Origin of the sequence: Acetobacter sp. AC2005, assembly GCF_037901235.1 — a bacterium.
In the GTDB taxonomy this organism is placed as follows: Bacteria; Pseudomonadota; Alphaproteobacteria; order Acetobacterales; family Acetobacteraceae; genus Acetobacter; species Acetobacter oryzoeni.
The window spans coordinates 123,549-140,029 of sequence record NZ_CP149626.1 but is presented as its reverse complement, the minus strand read 5'-3'; the positions used below and the strand labels follow the sequence as shown (position 1 = coordinate 140,029).

Annotated in this window: 16 protein-coding genes and 1 pseudogene; 5 read left to right on the top strand and 12 right to left on the bottom strand. The window is 50.9% G+C overall.

Annotation, left to right across the window (positions count from 1 at the left end; genetic code table 11):
- Positions 1-69: 69 nt before the first annotated feature.
- Both QQM41_RS13680 and QQM41_RS13675 read left to right on the top strand, forming a co-directional pair.
- Positions 70-489, top strand: coding sequence for a hypothetical protein (locus QQM41_RS13680; RefSeq protein WP_339078175.1), 420 nt, complete (start codon positions 70-72; stop codon positions 487-489).
- Between the two features lie 47 nt (positions 490-536).
- A complete protein-coding gene (locus QQM41_RS13675) occupies positions 537-2,492 on the top strand; it encodes an AAA family ATPase (protein WP_339078174.1) in 1,956 nt (651 codons plus the stop codon).
- 229 nt (positions 2,493-2,721) lie between these two features.
- On the opposite strand, the gene QQM41_RS13670 is transcribed toward QQM41_RS13675, so the two are convergent.
- The 12 genes from QQM41_RS13670 to QQM41_RS13615 form a co-directional block, all read right to left on the bottom strand.
- Positions 2,722-4,185 (bottom strand): cobyric acid synthase, encoded by a 1,464-nt coding sequence (locus tag QQM41_RS13670; protein WP_339078173.1) that lies wholly within the window; start codon positions 4,183-4,185, stop codon positions 2,722-2,724.
- A gap of 45 nt (positions 4,186-4,230) precedes the next feature.
- Positions 4,231-5,346 carry a WD40 repeat domain-containing protein gene (locus tag QQM41_RS13665; protein WP_124306962.1) on the bottom strand — a complete coding sequence of 372 codons (1,116 nt, stop codon included), beginning with the start codon at positions 5,344-5,346 and terminating at the stop codon, positions 4,231-4,233.
- A gap of 466 nt (positions 5,347-5,812) precedes the next feature.
- Positions 5,813-7,105, bottom strand: a complete 1,293-nt coding sequence (locus tag QQM41_RS13660) for a DUF1173 family protein (protein WP_339078172.1) — start codon at positions 7,103-7,105, stop codon at positions 5,813-5,815.
- Positions 7,102-9,453, bottom strand: a complete 2,352-nt coding sequence (locus QQM41_RS13655) for a type IV secretory system conjugative DNA transfer family protein (protein WP_231111233.1) — start codon at positions 9,451-9,453, stop codon at positions 7,102-7,104. Before QQM41_RS13655 ends, QQM41_RS13660 begins: the two co-directional genes overlap by 4 nt.
- A gap of 3 nt (positions 9,454-9,456) precedes the next feature.
- On the bottom strand, positions 9,457-10,089 hold the full coding sequence (locus QQM41_RS13650; protein WP_042788865.1) for a hypothetical protein: 633 nt from the start codon (positions 10,087-10,089) through the stop codon (positions 9,457-9,459).
- 12 nt (positions 10,090-10,101) lie between these two features.
- Positions 10,102-11,250 (bottom strand): hypothetical protein, encoded by a 1,149-nt coding sequence (locus tag QQM41_RS13645; protein WP_339078171.1) that lies wholly within the window; start codon positions 11,248-11,250, stop codon positions 10,102-10,104.
- A complete protein-coding gene (locus QQM41_RS13640) occupies positions 11,247-11,762 on the bottom strand; it encodes a lytic transglycosylase domain-containing protein (RefSeq protein ID WP_012813302.1) in 516 nt (171 codons plus the stop codon). The genes QQM41_RS13645 and QQM41_RS13640 overlap by 4 nt, the downstream gene beginning before the upstream one ends.
- Positions 11,762-12,196 (bottom strand): hypothetical protein, encoded by a 435-nt coding sequence (locus QQM41_RS13635; RefSeq protein ID WP_064776532.1) that lies wholly within the window; start codon positions 12,194-12,196, stop codon positions 11,762-11,764. Before QQM41_RS13635 ends, QQM41_RS13640 begins: the two co-directional genes overlap by 1 nt.
- Positions 12,193-12,441, bottom strand: coding sequence for an IcmT/TraK family protein (gene icmT, locus QQM41_RS13630; RefSeq protein WP_081273971.1), 249 nt, complete (start codon positions 12,439-12,441; stop codon positions 12,193-12,195). Before icmT ends, QQM41_RS13635 begins: the two co-directional genes overlap by 4 nt.
- A complete protein-coding gene (locus QQM41_RS13625; RefSeq protein ID WP_012813304.1) occupies positions 12,441-13,607 on the bottom strand; it encodes a type IV pilus twitching motility protein PilT in 1,167 nt (388 codons plus the stop codon). Before QQM41_RS13625 ends, icmT begins: the two co-directional genes overlap by 1 nt.
- Positions 13,604-14,638 (bottom strand): type IV secretory system conjugative DNA transfer family protein, encoded by a 1,035-nt coding sequence (locus tag QQM41_RS13620; protein WP_124306692.1) that lies wholly within the window; start codon positions 14,636-14,638, stop codon positions 13,604-13,606. The genes QQM41_RS13625 and QQM41_RS13620 overlap by 4 nt, the downstream gene beginning before the upstream one ends.
- Positions 14,631-15,089: a DotD/TraH family lipoprotein gene (locus QQM41_RS13615; RefSeq protein ID WP_339078170.1), complete on the bottom strand. Its 459-nt coding sequence runs from the start codon at positions 15,087-15,089 to the stop codon at positions 14,631-14,633. Before QQM41_RS13615 ends, QQM41_RS13620 begins: the two co-directional genes overlap by 8 nt.
- Before the next feature lie 137 nt (positions 15,090-15,226).
- Between QQM41_RS13615 and QQM41_RS13610 the strand changes: the two are divergent.
- From QQM41_RS13610 to QQM41_RS13600, 3 genes and pseudogenes are all read left to right on the top strand, one after another.
- Positions 15,227-15,445, top strand: a pseudogene (locus tag QQM41_RS13610) (transposase); the annotation flags it as partial.
- A 338-nt stretch (positions 15,446-15,783) separates the two neighbouring features.
- On the top strand, positions 15,784-16,053 hold the full coding sequence (locus tag QQM41_RS13605; RefSeq protein WP_012813307.1) for a type II toxin-antitoxin system RelB/DinJ family antitoxin: 270 nt from the start codon (positions 15,784-15,786) through the stop codon (positions 16,051-16,053).
- Complete coding sequence (locus QQM41_RS13600) at positions 16,025-16,330, top strand: type II toxin-antitoxin system RelE/ParE family toxin (RefSeq protein WP_019089371.1); 306 nt, start codon at positions 16,025-16,027, stop codon at positions 16,328-16,330. The genes QQM41_RS13605 and QQM41_RS13600 overlap by 29 nt, the downstream gene beginning before the upstream one ends.
- Positions 16,331-16,481 lie beyond the last annotated feature (151 nt).

Here is a 16,481-nt window from a genome sequence, read left to right as displayed (position 1 = left end):
ACGAGTTTGGTGCTTACTTCCAGGCTATTCTTGCCCAGGAATTGCGTAAAATTGGTATTGCCCAGACGTATGACGCCAATGAACAGGCAACCGTCGTCTCAGCGGTGCCACAGGAAATTTCCGATTTTTTCAGCAAAGGTCGCCAACGTCCTGAAAGCCGCTCAGTCCTATGCCTCTGAACAGGGGCTGGAATGGGATAAACTGTCCATCGAGCGGAAGCAGAAAATGCTTTCCATGGCAGGATTAGCCGCCCGATTGGGTAAGGATCTGGACGCTGACGACCACGATATTTGGAAGCGGCAGGCGAAGGAGCTTGGTTGGGTTGAGCAAAGCCTGATGGGTCCAGAGATTGATCCGGGCTTAGATCGACAGCAACGACTTGATCAGGCATGGCGTTTTGTTGCCAGACATCTGGAAAAGGAATTTGAGACGGCTGCGGTCATAGATCATCAGAAAAACTCCGAACCTATGCCGCGCGAGGGCTCATAGCGACAGGTATTGAAGGTGGAATTTCTGATATAGATGACGTCGTTGACTTGACGGAAAAGCGCGGGATCGAAGTGCGTGGCCAGAAAGTGCAGCTTGTTATCAAGATGAAGGGCGACCGCGAACGGGTCACACATACCGAGCAGATCAGACTGGAGGAAGATCTGGCCATCCATATTGCTCGTGCCGCGGCTGACAGGAGTGGGGCTCTCGGAAAGGAAGCCATTGAGGCTGCCATTGCGCGCTCAGGGCTGGACTTTACCTCGGAACATGGCCATGCACAGCGTCAGGCTGTGCTCACTTTGGGTCAAAGCGGCAGGATTGCCATGCTTACGGGTGTGGCCGGAGCAGGGAAGACCACCCTGCTGAAGCCACTGGTGGATGCGTGGCGCAATGATACTCAGGGAAACCCATCAGGAAGGCGTATAATTGGCGTGTCCAATGCGTGGCGTCAGGCTGATGCTATGAAAGACGCAGGTATTGAGGAAACATATGCCCTTTCTCCTTTTCTGGCCCGTATTGATCGGGGCGACCTCAAGTTGGATGAGCATACCGTCATAGCCCTTGATGAAGTAGGGCAGGTGGCACCGCGTCAGATGTTGAGGCTTCTGGAGCTGCAACGTGATACGGGACTGACCTTACGTATGATGGGTGACAGAGAACAGGCACAGGCTATCGAGGCCGGTGATGCTCTGGAGATCATCAAGCGGGTGCTGGAGCCAGAAGATCAGGCCGAGTTGCTTTCAACCGTACGTCAGAAAACAAAGCGCAATCGTGAAATTGCAGCGCTCTTTCGTGGTGAAGAGCCTAGTGATGAGCAGCTAAAAGCGCTTGAGACCAAGGGCAAAGCCGTCGCCGCTGAGACTGATGCGGATCGTGACGATGACATCAGAAACCGTTTTCATACCGAGGAGGTCAGGCAGGCCATCGAGATGAAGCGCCAGGACGGCAGCATCAGTTTAGTCACCGGAGACCATCAGAATGTTCTGGAGACCATCGCTCAACATTATGTTTCTTGTAGAGATGCCCTGAAGGCCGAAGGCCCTAAGGCTGATGGATCATTCAAGACGATCACCATGTCAGCGCTGACGAACAAGGATGCTGCTGATCTCAGTCTTGCGGTACGTCAGGTACTGCAAAAGCGCGGTGAGATCGGTGCGGACGAAAAGATCATCAAAGCCATAGATCAACGTGGCGAAGAGTATGACATGGCTTTGGCTGCTGGAGATAAAGTGCGCCTTTACCGTCGTGTCTGGGGTCGAGTGGGCGATAAACTGAGCTGGGTGGGTAATAACGGTGACATTTGTGAGGTTATTAACGCTTCAGACGCCGGTCTGAAACTGAGGTTGGCGGATGGGCAGGAAGCACAAGTGGAATGGCGCCGTCTATCAGATCCACGCTCTCATCGCGTTTTGTTGGGATTTGGTCATGCCATGACAATTGATGCCGCTCAGGGGCTGACCTCTGATGAGCATATCAATGCCATGCCGCGTGGTGTCGATCTGGCAACAGGATTTACGTCGTATGTTGCGGAAAGTCGTGCGCGAGGGACAACGTGGACGATGATATCTGATGGTGCAACTTTTGAAGCGGTCAGGAACGGTCGCGCCCTGGGTGATCAGGAGCCAATCACCAGTGAACAGTTGTGGGATTATGTTGCCAAGAAGATGGCGCATAAACCCTACAAGGCATTGGGAATGGATCTGCCTCATAGAAAGAGAAAAGCGCGTGACAAGCGGGTACGTGAACTCATTGAGATCGGCCGGAAAATGGAACAGGCGCGCATTCAAGGACGTGATGTTGGGCGAGAGAACCTCATGGCTATCAGAGGGCGTCAGATTGATGTCGCACATGGTGATGTCATTGGCCGTCTGGACGCGGAACTGAAGAAGATACTGGATAAGGCTCCTAAGGTCATGAGCCGCAAGGAGCTGGATCTGCGTCTCAAATACGTGCAGATCGTGAACATAAAGCCGAATGGGTTGTCAACGTCCTTCGTGTCTTGAATCTTGCAGCGAGCTACGTGGAGCGTGGATGTCATAATTAGCATCTAACGACATGGCATAATAGAAGCAAAAATGCTCTTACTGGAACTGGTTGATTTTCATTGAATCAACCAGAAAGGCCCAATTTCTTCTGTTATTCTAAAATACAATCTATATCCCAATACATATCAGTAATAGTTAGAAATTACATATTTTATAAAATATAATAATATGTTGTTAATAGTAAAATCTAGGATCTATTAAATGATCTTGCGATATCAATGATAGCATTCATATTGACGTGCCGTTCAAGTTCTACGGCGATATTATTAAGTGCTTCATCTATCGAGGAAGAATAATTTTTGAAAGAACTCGGTAAACCCAAGCGAGCAAGCCACGCCGCACGTTGGTCGCTATCTGTGAACAATCCATGCAAATATGTGCCAGATACTAATCCATCGGTACTAGTCGCGCCATCAATCTGACCATTATCAAATTGTACCAATGGCCTCACCGTATCCGGCCCTATGGTAGTTCCAACATGCATTTCATAACCTTCGCACCGCGCCCCTAAAGATTGGCCACTAACTTTTCTCAGTGTTTTGTTTTCTCTAAGAACGGTCTCAATATTTAATAACCCTAAACCATTGATTTCTGATGGAGTCCCTTCAATACCGTAGGGATCAATTATACGTTTTCCAAGCATTTGATATCCCCCGCATAATCCCAGAATCATTCCCCCATGGCGATGATGCGCATAGATATCAATGTCCCAACCTTCCTGTCGGATTGCTTCAAGGTCACTTATGGTCGCTTTTGAGCCAGCGAGAACGATTAGAGAGGCTTCTTTTGGTATCGGAAGACCCGGCGGTACCATGATTAATTCTAACCCAGGTTCGAGCCTAAGCGGATCTAGATCATCAAAATTGGAGATACGTGGTGTAATTGGACATGCGACAAGCAGTTTCTGCGCGGATTCAGTAGAGTGTTTTTCGAGAACAACAGCATCTTCGCTAGGCAAGAATGAACAGTCTCTTAGCCAGGGAATAACACCGAGGCCAGGCCATTTCGACAGACGTTCGATATCACGATATCCATCCTCGAATAATTTTAGGTCGCCACGAAACTTGTTAATTACAAAGCCCTGAATTAGTGCTGCATCATGAGGATCGATAATGGCTCGTGTGCCAACAATAGACGCAATAACTCCTCCACGATTAACGTCGCCCAAAAGGATAACGGGTACATTAGCTGCGCGTGCAAAACCCATATTGGCAATGTCGCCATCCCTCAAGTTTATTTCAGCAGGTGAGCCAGCCCCTTCCACCACAACAATGTCACATTGTTTCTGAAGACGTTGATAACTTGCTATAACGTCATTGAGTAATGCACCGCGACCATTACGAAAGTTATGAGCGCCAAGTATACCACGTATTTGTCCATGCACTACAAGTTGAGCTGTCTGATCTGTTTGGGGTTTTAGCAACACGGGATTCATATCGATACTTGGTTCTGTGCGACATGCTAATGCCTGCGTAGCCTGAGCACGGCCTATTTCACCGCCATCATAAGTAACGGCTGCATTGTTAGACATATTTTGGGCTTTGAACGGGCGCACACTCAGTCCGCGGTTAGCAATGGCACGGCAGATGCCCGCAACAATTACGGATTTTCCGACATCTGAGCCTGTGCCTTGAAACATTATTGCGCCCATATAAATCCTAACTTGTGATTGATCATTTCAATCTTCATAGCTAATTTAGGGAGAACCAGTTGAAAATTGATCTATGTTGTGAATTGCAGCTGCAAGGCGTCCTGGTTTGTTTATAAATGCTAATGCAGCTCCAATTGAACTTTCTGAAAGTGCTTCGTAACCAACTAAATCAAGTTTTGCGTTGGCTCTTCCCATCCATAAGATGCCTTCCTCAGTTCCAGCGAACCAACACGGACCTCCAGAATATTCTCCCCATTCTACATCGAAATTAAACGATTGAATCCTATTATTATCAACGAGAAGGTTCATGCTATCTTGATAAAAAATTTCATTTGTTTCTAAATTAATATCAAAATACCAAAGATTTTTATCGTAAATACCTACCGAACAGTTGGCGACGAGAAGTTTATTTCCTGAGACAGAGACACTATTTATTCCCCTTTGAGCTTCTGAGTTGAAGATAGTTTGGGATAATATATCTCCACTGTGAATGTTAACAACAGAAATATAACCATCATCTGAGCCACAGAGAATCCTCGCATCTGGCCCTATTTCTTTGAGAATGCACATTCCATACATGGCATGAGAGTCAAAAGGATTGACAGGTTTGGGGTTTCTTAGATCTATTTTTTTAATGAAGTGAATGTCCTTATGGTGATGATTCACTGACCATATGGATAGAAAGCCAGAATTATGTCCTACCACTAAAGTAGATGTATCGTTATCGTATTCACACGGAAACCAAGAACCATTTGTGGCGACATCAAGCGAGTTGTCATAGGTTTTGATGTCTTCGAGTTTTAAGTCCGACCAATCATCAGATGACGTGATCCATATTGAAAGACTTGAGTCATTGTTTGATGTGACAATCATACGGGGAGGAATGTAGGTTATCATTTGTACTCCTCCTGAAGAAGGAGAGTTGACTGCAGCTGTCAGTTTAGGGCCAGTAAATGGCTCAGATGAATAATTAAAAATACTCATAGTGCCATCCCAACGACCAACAGCAAAGTTATCGTTACTGAGCCACCTCGTTTGTTGTGCTAGATTATAAGTTGTTCCCGTTTTAGTTATTGGAATACTATTTTTTTGTATCCTCAATTTTGACAGAAGATATTCTCGTGATTTAATTACTGGAGGAATAAATGCATTATTTTTCATACAAAGCATCCTTTTTCATCTTTGTAATTTCAAATATTAACAGAGTGTTGAACCAAAGCGTATTCTCATCCTGATCACAAATTGGTCAAATTACTGCGTCATTCTTCTTTAGGACTGGAGTAATACGGAAAATTTTAGAGGATTTTAACTTATGATAGGTATATCCATACTGAGAAAAAGTCTTTCCGTGACACTGGCTATGGCTTCTTTCCTGTTTGCAACGATACCATAGGCACTAGCCGATCAGACTGTTGCCGAAGTACCCAAAGTTCCTACGAAAAATAAACTGGTCAGTACGCCGATGTTTGACTTGTTGAAAGACGGCTGGGTAGAGGCCGCGATGATGGACATAACTGGGGGGATTTATATCATTGAAACAAATCAAGGTCGTTTTCGATGTGATGTCGAAAACACGAAGGTAAAACCCGCTACGACTCAATGCTACGCCATCAGCTGATCGTTTTCTTCATTGATTCAAAGCGAGATCTGGTAATGATGGTATGGGGTCTCCGTCTGCGGCATTCCATAACCACCAGTTGTCAGAACCAAATACTCGCACGTAGTAGCTTTCTTTCTCAGCTTTACGTGCGAGATATTTTTCATCCGTTCGCCCGAATACTTCCATTGGACAGCCCTCCCTTTCTCTGACATCTGTCAAAATGAAGTCTGGCCGGACAAGGTCTCTTGTCGCATCGAAGCGGAGAGGCTTAATGAAGCTCCGTTTCTGATTGACGAGTAGATCTGCGATCTTTGCCTCGAAACGGCTTTCGACAGGAATGAGTTGGTCAGTTGTTGTCATCAGAGCCGCATCATCAACCTGAACGGTACTGAAATTAGTGTATTTCCCCTTTTTTATCGGGTCTATGGTGACGAGGAACAAGCCAAAGACGGACAGCCCTTCCTCATTACGAAAAAATTCTGCCAGTTCTCGTGGATACGATCTTTCCACTCGCTCCCACCTCGATTGTGAAATCGTCATGAACATACGGTAACCGTCACGAATTCCAGCTAATTCGATATTCTGTCCTTTGCCATAAGGATTAGCCTGAGCGCTGCTCAAACGCCCAATCACATACAGTCTTAATTTTTCTGAATGATTTCTAATTGTCCTGTGCGTAGAGTACAAAATATTCCGATCATCTGATACGACTGGACACAGTACCTGATCCAGCCTGATGCCATGTTGGATCTTGATGTTTCGAGATGTTGCGTAGGCTCGTCTGAGGGCTTTGGAATCAGTTCGGTGTCCATTAAACTGCGGTCGCCAATAGTGCAGGCCGGCACGCTCCCACAGGAGGTGCAGCAAACCAAGAGTGGTCATGCGTCTCTGCGTTTTGCCGCCAGATCTTGTTCCTACAGGCGTGGAAGACGGAGCTTGCGAATTCACAGGACTGTTGCGTTTCAAAGAACTGATCAGTTTAACACTGACTTCATGCTCTGTGTCCTCTTTGACTACGCCTTCCACATAAGCAGCCTGCCCGCTTTTTTCGGGGTTTGGTTTATAAAATGGACAGGTTGGCTGGTGATACGGCCCCGTATTTTGCATGCATGCAAAATGATACGTTTCACCACGTTGTTTTATCTGTAGCTCCAGATAACGTCCCTGATGGACGCACAGGCAATGTGCCTTTTCTCCGGGACCTGCTTTGCTATTGTCAGCATGCTTTGCCTTGAGTCGGCGCTGATATCGCTCTGGGTCTGTCTGTTTCCATTCCAGAGACAGTTTCTCTCTACCAGGGAGAACAACAATATCATTCATGCAACGAGCCTTTTTGAAAGTGTGTGTATCTGACGGGCTAGTTCTGTATGGTCAATAGTTTGCGGAATATCGTCCTCAAATCGCTTTTGGGCATCCTTCACGAGATCGTAAACACCCAGCAGAAGCAGCGCCTGCTTACGCGCGATGCCAGGGCGTGGATCAATCGCGCGTTCTATCGCGTCCAGTGTCCCAAGAAGCACACCATCCAGGGGCGGGCGGGGAGAAGGAATTTTTTCATAGCCGGGTTTTGGATTCATGGCCGCGTCACGCAGCATCAGCGAGAAGGGGGTTCTTTCCTCTTCCGGTCGTCGAGAAGGGAAGTTGACCAACGTATTGTCATTCCCTGGAATAGCTTCGACGGAGAGACCGACAGTCGCCTGCGCAATGATCGGAAATCTCCTTCCAATAGCTGCGGGTGTGTTGCCTGCCGATTTGACCTCTGCAACCAGACGCTCAAAGGCAGGTTCCGTTACTGGCGCATGGAGCTCCGAACGATAACTGCCGTTTTCGATGGTTTCCAGCACCGCTCGGGTTTCATCGTCCGGTGCACTGCCATCCAGCACCAGCGGAGCGGACAACATAACAGGTTGCGCTGTACGGATGACGCCTGTTCGTCCGTTGACGGCCGCGAAGAATGTCTTGGAATGGACGACCTTGCCACCAAACATGGTGATCGCCTCGCCTTCAATAAGGGATTGTAGATCTGCCCATGGAATTCGTGCGACTTCGCGGATTTCTGCACCGCGACCTTCGCGATAACTGCCTGCCGAATTGCCCTCATAGTGAGTGGCTTGTGTGACTTCCACACGGTCTGCCTGCTTTTCGATCCACTCGCGCGTCCTCATGGCGTCCTGCAGACGCATGGCATGGGTCAGATTGGCATTTCCCAAAAGCGTAAATGCCTTATCTCCAATCCGGCTGGTCAGGCCCGGCAGATCCTGAAATCCCAACCAGAACATGCAGTTCAGGCCGCGTCCCATAGCGAGCATCCGGTCCATGCCATCTGTGGCGTAGGCACTCAGTTCGTCGAAGAAAAACTGGTAAGGCGCATCCCCTGATCCGGCCTTGAGTTTGAAGATCTCGGAAGCAGGACCATTGAGGCGGGCACCAAGGAGTTGAGCCATAACAGCCCGCACTGATGCTACGATGATCTTCCCCAGTCCTGCCAGCGTGTCAGAAGAGTTCTCCAGTGACGGCAGGATCACGACCAGAACACGACGGTTGAGCACCACATCACGCATGTCGATATCGCCGTTTTCACATTTGAAAATATGCCCAAGCGAAACAGCGAACTGGGTGAAGATTTTGGAGAAATACATGGTCGCAAAGCCATGTTGCTCAGAAGGACGGCTTTCTTTCTGCTGATTCCATTCCAGCCCGATATCGTAGCCGGGAAGCTCACCCAGATAGGCCTGAAAAGGATAGAGTACATCATCAGGAATGTCTGGAACCGGGATCTTGATGGGCTGTGGCTGACCGGGGCTGCGGACAAGGAAGATCTTGTGTCGGGCCAAGGTTGCCAGCCAACGCAATTCCGTTGCGAAACGGATGGTTTCAATGTTGATGGAGATACCATGCCGATCGCGCATCCAGACCAATGCAGGCGTCAGTGTTCCGATCAGATTGACGGCACGGTCGCGGAAGACGCCGTTGGCATCGTTGGAAACAGGTTCACCCAACTGACTGACCAGCATTTCGCGGATGGCGTCAGCATTGCCTGTCGCAAACGGATTAAACGTATTTGATTCCCGGATGGAGCTGGCGGTCAGAAGATTGAGGGTCAGGAGTTGATCATCCAGCCCGAAGCGTCTGAGGAGTGCTGCGACATCACCATAGACCGTATTGTCGCCTTTCCCATCTATCAGCAGAAACCCAGACCCATGAGAGAGGGGATTGGCCATCAGGGAGAGCGCCGAGGTTGTTTTGCCGGCCCCTGTTGTTCCTGGCATGGCGGCATGCTGGCGGCCGGCATCAGAGGAGAACCAGAGTTGCTGGCCTGTATGCGCATCAGTGCCCAGATAGATGATCCCGCCCGCTTTCTTGGGTTTGCGTGTGCTGGGATCGAGATCATGTGCATCAGGAAGTTCTGAATATCGCGGCAGATGAAAAGGAAGCAACGGCTTGCGGGTAACAACCCAACACGTCAGGAGAAGAGCTAGAGGAAGGGTGAGACCGACCAGGGCGGGGATAAACCAACTCAGCCCGGCCACAATCAGGAGCACAAAGCCTGACGAGGATGTCCGCATTTCCGCTGTAAAACGCTCGAACAGCGGGCGGGTATCACGGTAGGTCGCACCCCGCTTGATTTGTTGATGGCCAAGTGGACCACCAATCTGACGTTTCACCATCGATCAGGGCTCCAGACCGAACGGAGAGTTGCTTTTGGAACTGGTGTCAGATGAGCCGGGTTGGGGCAGACCCACGACTGGCGCGCCTTTTATGGTCGGTGCAACGCCAGCTGTTGGGGCACCCCCTTGATTCAGCCCGGCTCCAGTTGGGCCTGTTCCATCAGGTCTTTGTTGGGGAAGCCCTATACGGTCTGATGCTATTGCCCGTTGCGTATCTCTGACGGTTTCGTTAACGCTTCGCGGTCCTTCTTGACCGTCTGGACCGTACCCGCCTGAGGGAGATGAGGCCCCGATCGGCCCACCGGAGAGCGGCGGTAGCATGGGTTGCTGGGGTATCGTATTTCCGGGATCCTGCATCATGGGCGTAGGTATCTGTGCTGGTCGGGAACCGATGATCACAATGGCAGCAATGACCCCGAGCGCGACACCTGGCGCATAGTTTCTGAGGCAGTTTTTCCATCCAGATGGTGACGCAGCAGTTGGGGACATGGACGGTAAGGCATGGGCTGGCGGAGAAAGAGGATGGGGCTGAGGGTGTGTCAGATAATCCTTTTTGCTGACAGTCATGGTGTTGGAGTGTCCAACGGTGATGACGATAGGGGGCTGACCTTCGGTTTCAATGGTGATCGTGGTCATCTTGGTTGTCCTTCAGCTCTGATCTGAATTTTTCTGGAGTGTTGCGACAGCAACCGAAACGGTTGGCGTGTAGATCGGGCGACGTGCCTTGCGTTCGGCTTCCCAGTGGGCACGTGCACCGGCTGCTTCAACACGGGGATTGGGGTGGACGTCTTCCTCAGGCCGCTCGTGAGGGAAACCCAGTGAATGCAGAGCGTACCAGAGAGATCGATCTATCAGCTTGACGATTGCAAAGGCTGGTGGCGCCAGAACGCCTGCCTTGCGCCGTGCTTCGGTCAGAAGGGTCATAAGCGCAGTCGTGGTCCATCCATTGCGAGCGCAAATCGTATCGATTTTCGCACTTACACCGGGAACACTCAGCTTTTCGTCGGCAATGGAGATAATTTCGCTGGGAACAGAAAGGGCTGATTTGGGACCCTCTGGTCCATCCAGTCCGGCCTTGCGCAGACTTTCGGATAGCCGACCAAGCAGATCCATCGCCTCAGCCCGTTCCTGGCTATGATGAGCGATGAAGGCAGCGAACAGAACGCGTTCAACGGGCGTGGCCGCGTCAAGTCCGGTCCAGTGCCTGCCAAGTTGCGCCGTAAACGCCGAAATGGCGCCTGCCTCGCTGAAATGACCGTTCCGATCTGTAGCGAACCGAGCCCGCCATTCATGGGCGTGAAGCGCAGGATCCGCAGGGCGGGGCATTCCTTGGGCTGGAGCCACCAATTTGGTCAGGCGCCGCTCGGCGAAACCACGCAGTGTCGGAAACATACGGGCCTGGACTTCAATCAGTCCCTCAAGGTCAAGGGCTTTAGCGAAGCGACCAGGCGTTGCTCTGAAGATGCATGTGATCCCCAGCGCAGCAATGATGATGGCAACAGGCCAGCGCAATGCGCTGCCCAGTATCATCAAACCGTACCAGAGTTGAATGGCCCGCACATGCTCTGGCGACCACGAGGCTGTTACGAGCTGCTGGCGTAACTGAACGATCGGCTGTGAATGCAGGTGCAGGAAGTCAATCTGCCAGACGAGTGCTCGGATATACAGCAGGGAGATCTCGGCGTGCCAGTTGGACCACACCATGTAGGAAAGTCCGGCTCCGCCAACAATAATGGCAATGATGGAGAACAGGGCATAGTCATCGCTGGATGACCAGGGAGTGCTACTGCTGCTCATGACGCACGTCCTTTGCGGGCACGTACCATCATATCCGTTGCGATGTGGTAGAAACGTCTGAGATACGCTTCTCCGTAACGTGGGGTATGTGAGTGGTAATAGGCGACAGCCTGCCAGAGATCTCCATGCGTCTCGGACAGAGCCTGTCCCAGGATCCAGCTTCCAGCCTCGATATTGGCGCAAACATTGTCTCGTAATGCCGTGTAGGTACGGAGCGGCGTGCTGTGCCAATGCGCTGCGACCTTGCGAACCCAGGTCGAATTGACCTGCATGGGCCCCAGATCCACCGTGCCATTGGAATTGGTGCTCACCATCCCTGGACGCCCGTTTTCGACATAAAGCAGAACGAGGAGAACGCCAGCAGGCACGCGCGCATTGGATGCTGCAGCCGTGAGACAGGCCTGTACACGTTGTCCCTGCACAAAGGCATCGTCCTGTGCTGTCTGGGCGTGCGAGATGCGCGTAAGTCCGAGTGCCAGAAATGTGGCGGTAAGAAGCGAGAGGCTTTTCATCAGCTTGCCTCCTGAAGTGGTACGGGAACAGTCTGTAGACGGGATCGGGCGTTGCCCCAGAGCTCGACTAGATCGTTCAGACGCAGCGTCTCTTCGTTCAGGGCAAGTGTTTCGAAAAGGTCTATGATGCACAGCATCAGTACAGACCATGATCCGGCCCGTATGCCGTGGAGAGAGTAGCCCAGTGTGGCCTCAGCATTTTCGCGCACATCCAGCGCAAAACCGGTGCCTGTCAGGTCAAACCAGAGCGCTTCGGCTGCCACGACGATGACAGGAAGATAACCATCGGCACGGGCGATTTCCTCGTGACTGACCGAGGCCTCTTGTCCGGTAGCACGATCGACCACAATGGCTGGACGTTCAATTTCTGACAGAAGGGTAAGGACACCATGTGCGACATCATCAACCCGCACGATGGAAGCAGATATGTTCATGAGTATCTCCGTCGCTTCCATGTCGGGACTGCCGTGCGTCTCCTGCCAATGAGCCAGCGGCGCGCCGTCCGCAGTGCAGCAGGCAAGGTGAGCCCAAAAAACGAAATGGTGCCAAAAAAGGCTGTGCCCAGCACTCCGATGATCAATGTTGTCCAACTCCAGTGAACAACTGCCAGCAAAATGGGCAGACAGCTTCTGGCGTCCAGAATAAGAAACTTTACGGGTAAGCCTGTTCCGCGCCACATCAATCATCTCTCCTTTTTGCCATGAGTGCGGTTTCTTCGGTGATCAGGCCCTGTTCGAGGCGGGCATCGATGGCACGCGCATAGCTTTGGCCATCCGTTTTCAAGACATCATTGATGAACTCGGGCCAGCATTGTGGATCGGTGCGCATCAGCCTGAAGCGCAGGTCGCGGTCAAAGGTCAGGAATTCGCGGATCGCCACACGACCTCCTCCTTTGCGTGGGAGAAGACGCTGGTTCAGACAGAAGCGCATTGATTGGGCCAGAGCGGAGACAAGATTGTCACGTTCTTCACGGGCACAGAGTGAGACAGCCCGTTGCATCATGAGACCCACATTGTCTGCATGGATTGTTGTGCCCAAAATGCTTCCGGTGATCGCGCAGTTGATCGCGGCATCCATGGTCTCGTGATCGCGGCACTCACCGACAATCAGTTCTGTCATCTCCCGACGGGTCGTTCCGCGCACGAATTTCGCAAACGTCATGTGGGGCGGCCGGATCTCGGTCTGGGTGATTTTTGATCCCGTGGGAGACCGGATATAGTCCATCAGGAATTCGACTGGAGATTCTCCGGTTGCAATGTTGCAGTTTGCATCAGGCCGCATGACTTTTTCTTCGGCCAAAGCAAAGGTGAGAGATGACTTTCCTTGCCCGGTTGCGCCACCGATGAGTTTCATGCCCGACGGAATGTCGTTGCTGGCCAAAACTTCAGGTTCGACATTCTGAGAAGCTAGACTGGGCGGTCGGGAAGGAATAGGGCGCATGACGATGTTCACACCCTGTCCACGCATGACTTCGCACGGGGTGAAGTTCACTCGAAAACGCAGGGTTTCTCGCCGGTTGAGTGAAACGGAATATGCGCTATCCAGATCATGGTAGATGGCGAGCATGGACATCCCGTCCTGCGCATACATATGGCTGACAACGTCGGCAATTGCGAAGTCATCTGTCGCGCCACGTGTCGCACAGCGAACTTTCCCATGCACCAGAATGGTGACGGGATGGCCTGTCTTGAAATCGATACGGGAGGCGCCCAGCCGGTAGGCCCATTTCAGAAGGTCATCCAGTCCTGGCGCATATTTGCGGCGTTCAACCACCCATGTGTAGCCGGAACGCCCTTCGTTTTCCCAGGTTTCGCGTTCTTCCGGGGGAGTAATGATGACGTTCATCGGCAGCGCTCCGGGTAAAGAGGGGCAGAGAAGCCATATCCACGATCACGACGTAGCCCGCGAAGACCAGGTTGGCTGGTGATGCGCACAACACGATCCCCAACATGCAGGGTGTCGCCGCCACCGACCGATGCCTTCTGTTCAAACACCACATGGGGTTCTTCAACTCTGCCGTTGGCCAGAAGAACCCGATAGCGGGCCATGCCTACGATATCGCGCTGAAGGCGGGACAGGTCGGAGAGAAAAATCTCCGTGGCCTGCTTTTCTCCGGCAGCCCAGCCTTCCGCAACCCAGTCGTTCCAGTATCCCACTTCCTTTCTGTTCATGGGAAGAGCGGCTGCGGCAGGATGTTGTGGCTTGCGCCATGATCTGACCAGATAGGTTCGCCAGTTGGGCGGAGCTGATGTCAGCTGTGCTTCTCGGGTAATTTCAAAAACACATTGAGTTTCATGCGCGACCTGACCAGTGCCGTTGAGGGCGAATGCCATCTGGGCCTCGGTGACGATTGGGGGCTGCATAAGCGTCTGACCGCTCCCGATGGGCAGGACAAGGGAGCGAAAATCAAATGTCGCATCCAGTGTATCTTCATAGCGGCGCAGCATTTCATTGATGGCGAAACTTCGTGCTGCAAGCCCACCCTGAGCGCCATAGATGTGAGCCGCTTCCTGCAACGCCTCCTTGCGTCCGGGTTTTAAGCCGTCAGATCCTTCATCATTGGGGCGCGTGTTTTGCAGGGCTTCAAGAGACAGTGGCCGATCACCTCCAACAATCTTGTCGAGTTCCTGAGCACCAGTAATCGGCTTGTTGGTCGGATTAGCCAATGCCGGCTCAGCCTGTTCAATGTCGTCGGCCGCTGGTTCTGGGGGCTGAGGCATTGGAACAAGAGTGCCATTGGGAGCTGGAGGTGGTGCGCTTGTCTTGAAAGGAATAAGGCGTCCGTCGATATGCGGTGCCTCCTCAGCAAGACCGGGCCGAACGAAGGTTGCCAGCATCGTGCAGGCCATAAGCGTGTAGTGGATAGTCTTACGCATGATAGACCACCGCAATCTGATGATGGAAAGGATCGACCTGAACTGTGGCCGCATCACCGGCCTGATCACCGAATGATCGGAGAATATCGAGAACGGCAGCTACACTGTTTGTTTGGACAGGAATATCATGGCTTTTGCCAAATACGGTTACAGTGTAACCGATTTCCTTGCCGAGCTTACGGACACCAGCATTCAGTGGACCTTTCCAGACAAACCATATCCGACGATTGATATCATCAGGAGTGCTGGACTGGTCTGCGACGGGGACAGATGGTGCGGCATGAATCGTACCCAGTTCACGCAGATCCGCAGTGGTACTCGAAATGGAGCGTTGCAGCGCCAATTCCGGATTGGGCATGCCGGTCGTTTCAATAAGGCCGGATTTTATGTGCCCTGAACAGGCTGTAAGCCCGATAGTGAGTGTTGCGAATAGAAAGGAGGTCTTTTTCATGGTCAACTCCGTTTATGAAAACAGAGTGAGCCTTCATGATGCGACCAGTTTAAAAAAAATGGGTTCCAGAGGATTTAATCCCGCAAAAAAAGGCGTTAGAGCCTGTTAGCACTTAAAATTCTTTCTATCTTTTATAGATGGAAGGAGGAGACGGAACAGTCACTTTTACAGACAAGACATGGTCGTTCTGTGAACCTCTAATTGAGGCTGTTCGGCCGAGGGGTAAGACACTGCCACGGGATCTGCGGCGCACGATAGCAGCGATTTTCTGGCATCATGAGAACGGTGCGAAATAGCGGACTATCCCTGCTGAACTGGGTCCGTGGTGGCGGGCGGCACAACTTTTTATCCGCTGGCTCCAGATATGCTCGATATCCTTCCCGCCGTTCCTTAGTGGGTGGGGGCGGACAAGGCACATTTAAGGGGAGAGAGCGTTGTCTTCTCTCCCATTTTCTATGAGCCTGAAATAAGAGCTTTACAAAAGGTAGATTTTAGCTATATTTTGAACGATGAAACAGATAAGGAGACCAGATTTCCCATCCCTCTAACGCCTGCCACATAAGGCTGTGAACAGCCTGCAAGACATCCATTTAAAGATGGACCCCAGATCAAAAGCAAATCCTATGTGATTAGCTAAAAACAATCATATAATCGAATTGTTTTCTGTAGTGGATACAGGAGGCAAGGAAACATCATGACATCTTCAAATGCAATCTCTCAGGTCAACCTGAAAGTTAATACCCAACTAAAGGAAAACGCTTATGCGACATTAAAAGAACTGGGAACAACACCAAGCGATTTCTTCAGAGATATTCTCGAATACGTTGTGAGGGAAAAAAAATTGCCGATAAAACGGCTGACGGTATCCGACGAGGATGCCGAGTTTTACGCGCTTGTCCGTGAACGATTGAAGAATCCGGGCAAGATTCATAGGAATGTTGATCTTGAGTCTCTACTCCGTTGATATGTTGGATGCGGCCAAAAAAGAACTGGCCGCACTTCCTAAGACAGAAAACAATCAGATTATTAAACGTCTCATTAAGCTACAACATAACCCTCATATCCCGGCTTTAGCCCTGAGCGGCAATTTAGCTGGATGCTATGAAATCAAGCTGAGGACCGCTGGAATACGCGCCGTTTACAGTGTTGATGATGGAAAGATGACTTTGTTGGTCATAGCCATTGGTAAACGAGAGCGGAAACAGGTTTATAAGACAGCATCAGATCGATTTAACGAATGACATAACAGAAAAGCCGGTAGGAAATCCTACCGGCTTTTCTGCGAAAAAAAACATGAGTTCACACGTCTATTTAGTACATAATACCGGAGACGCATTTACCGGATACAGCTGAATAGGACCTAGATTTCTGGACGCTTATACACATCGCTGC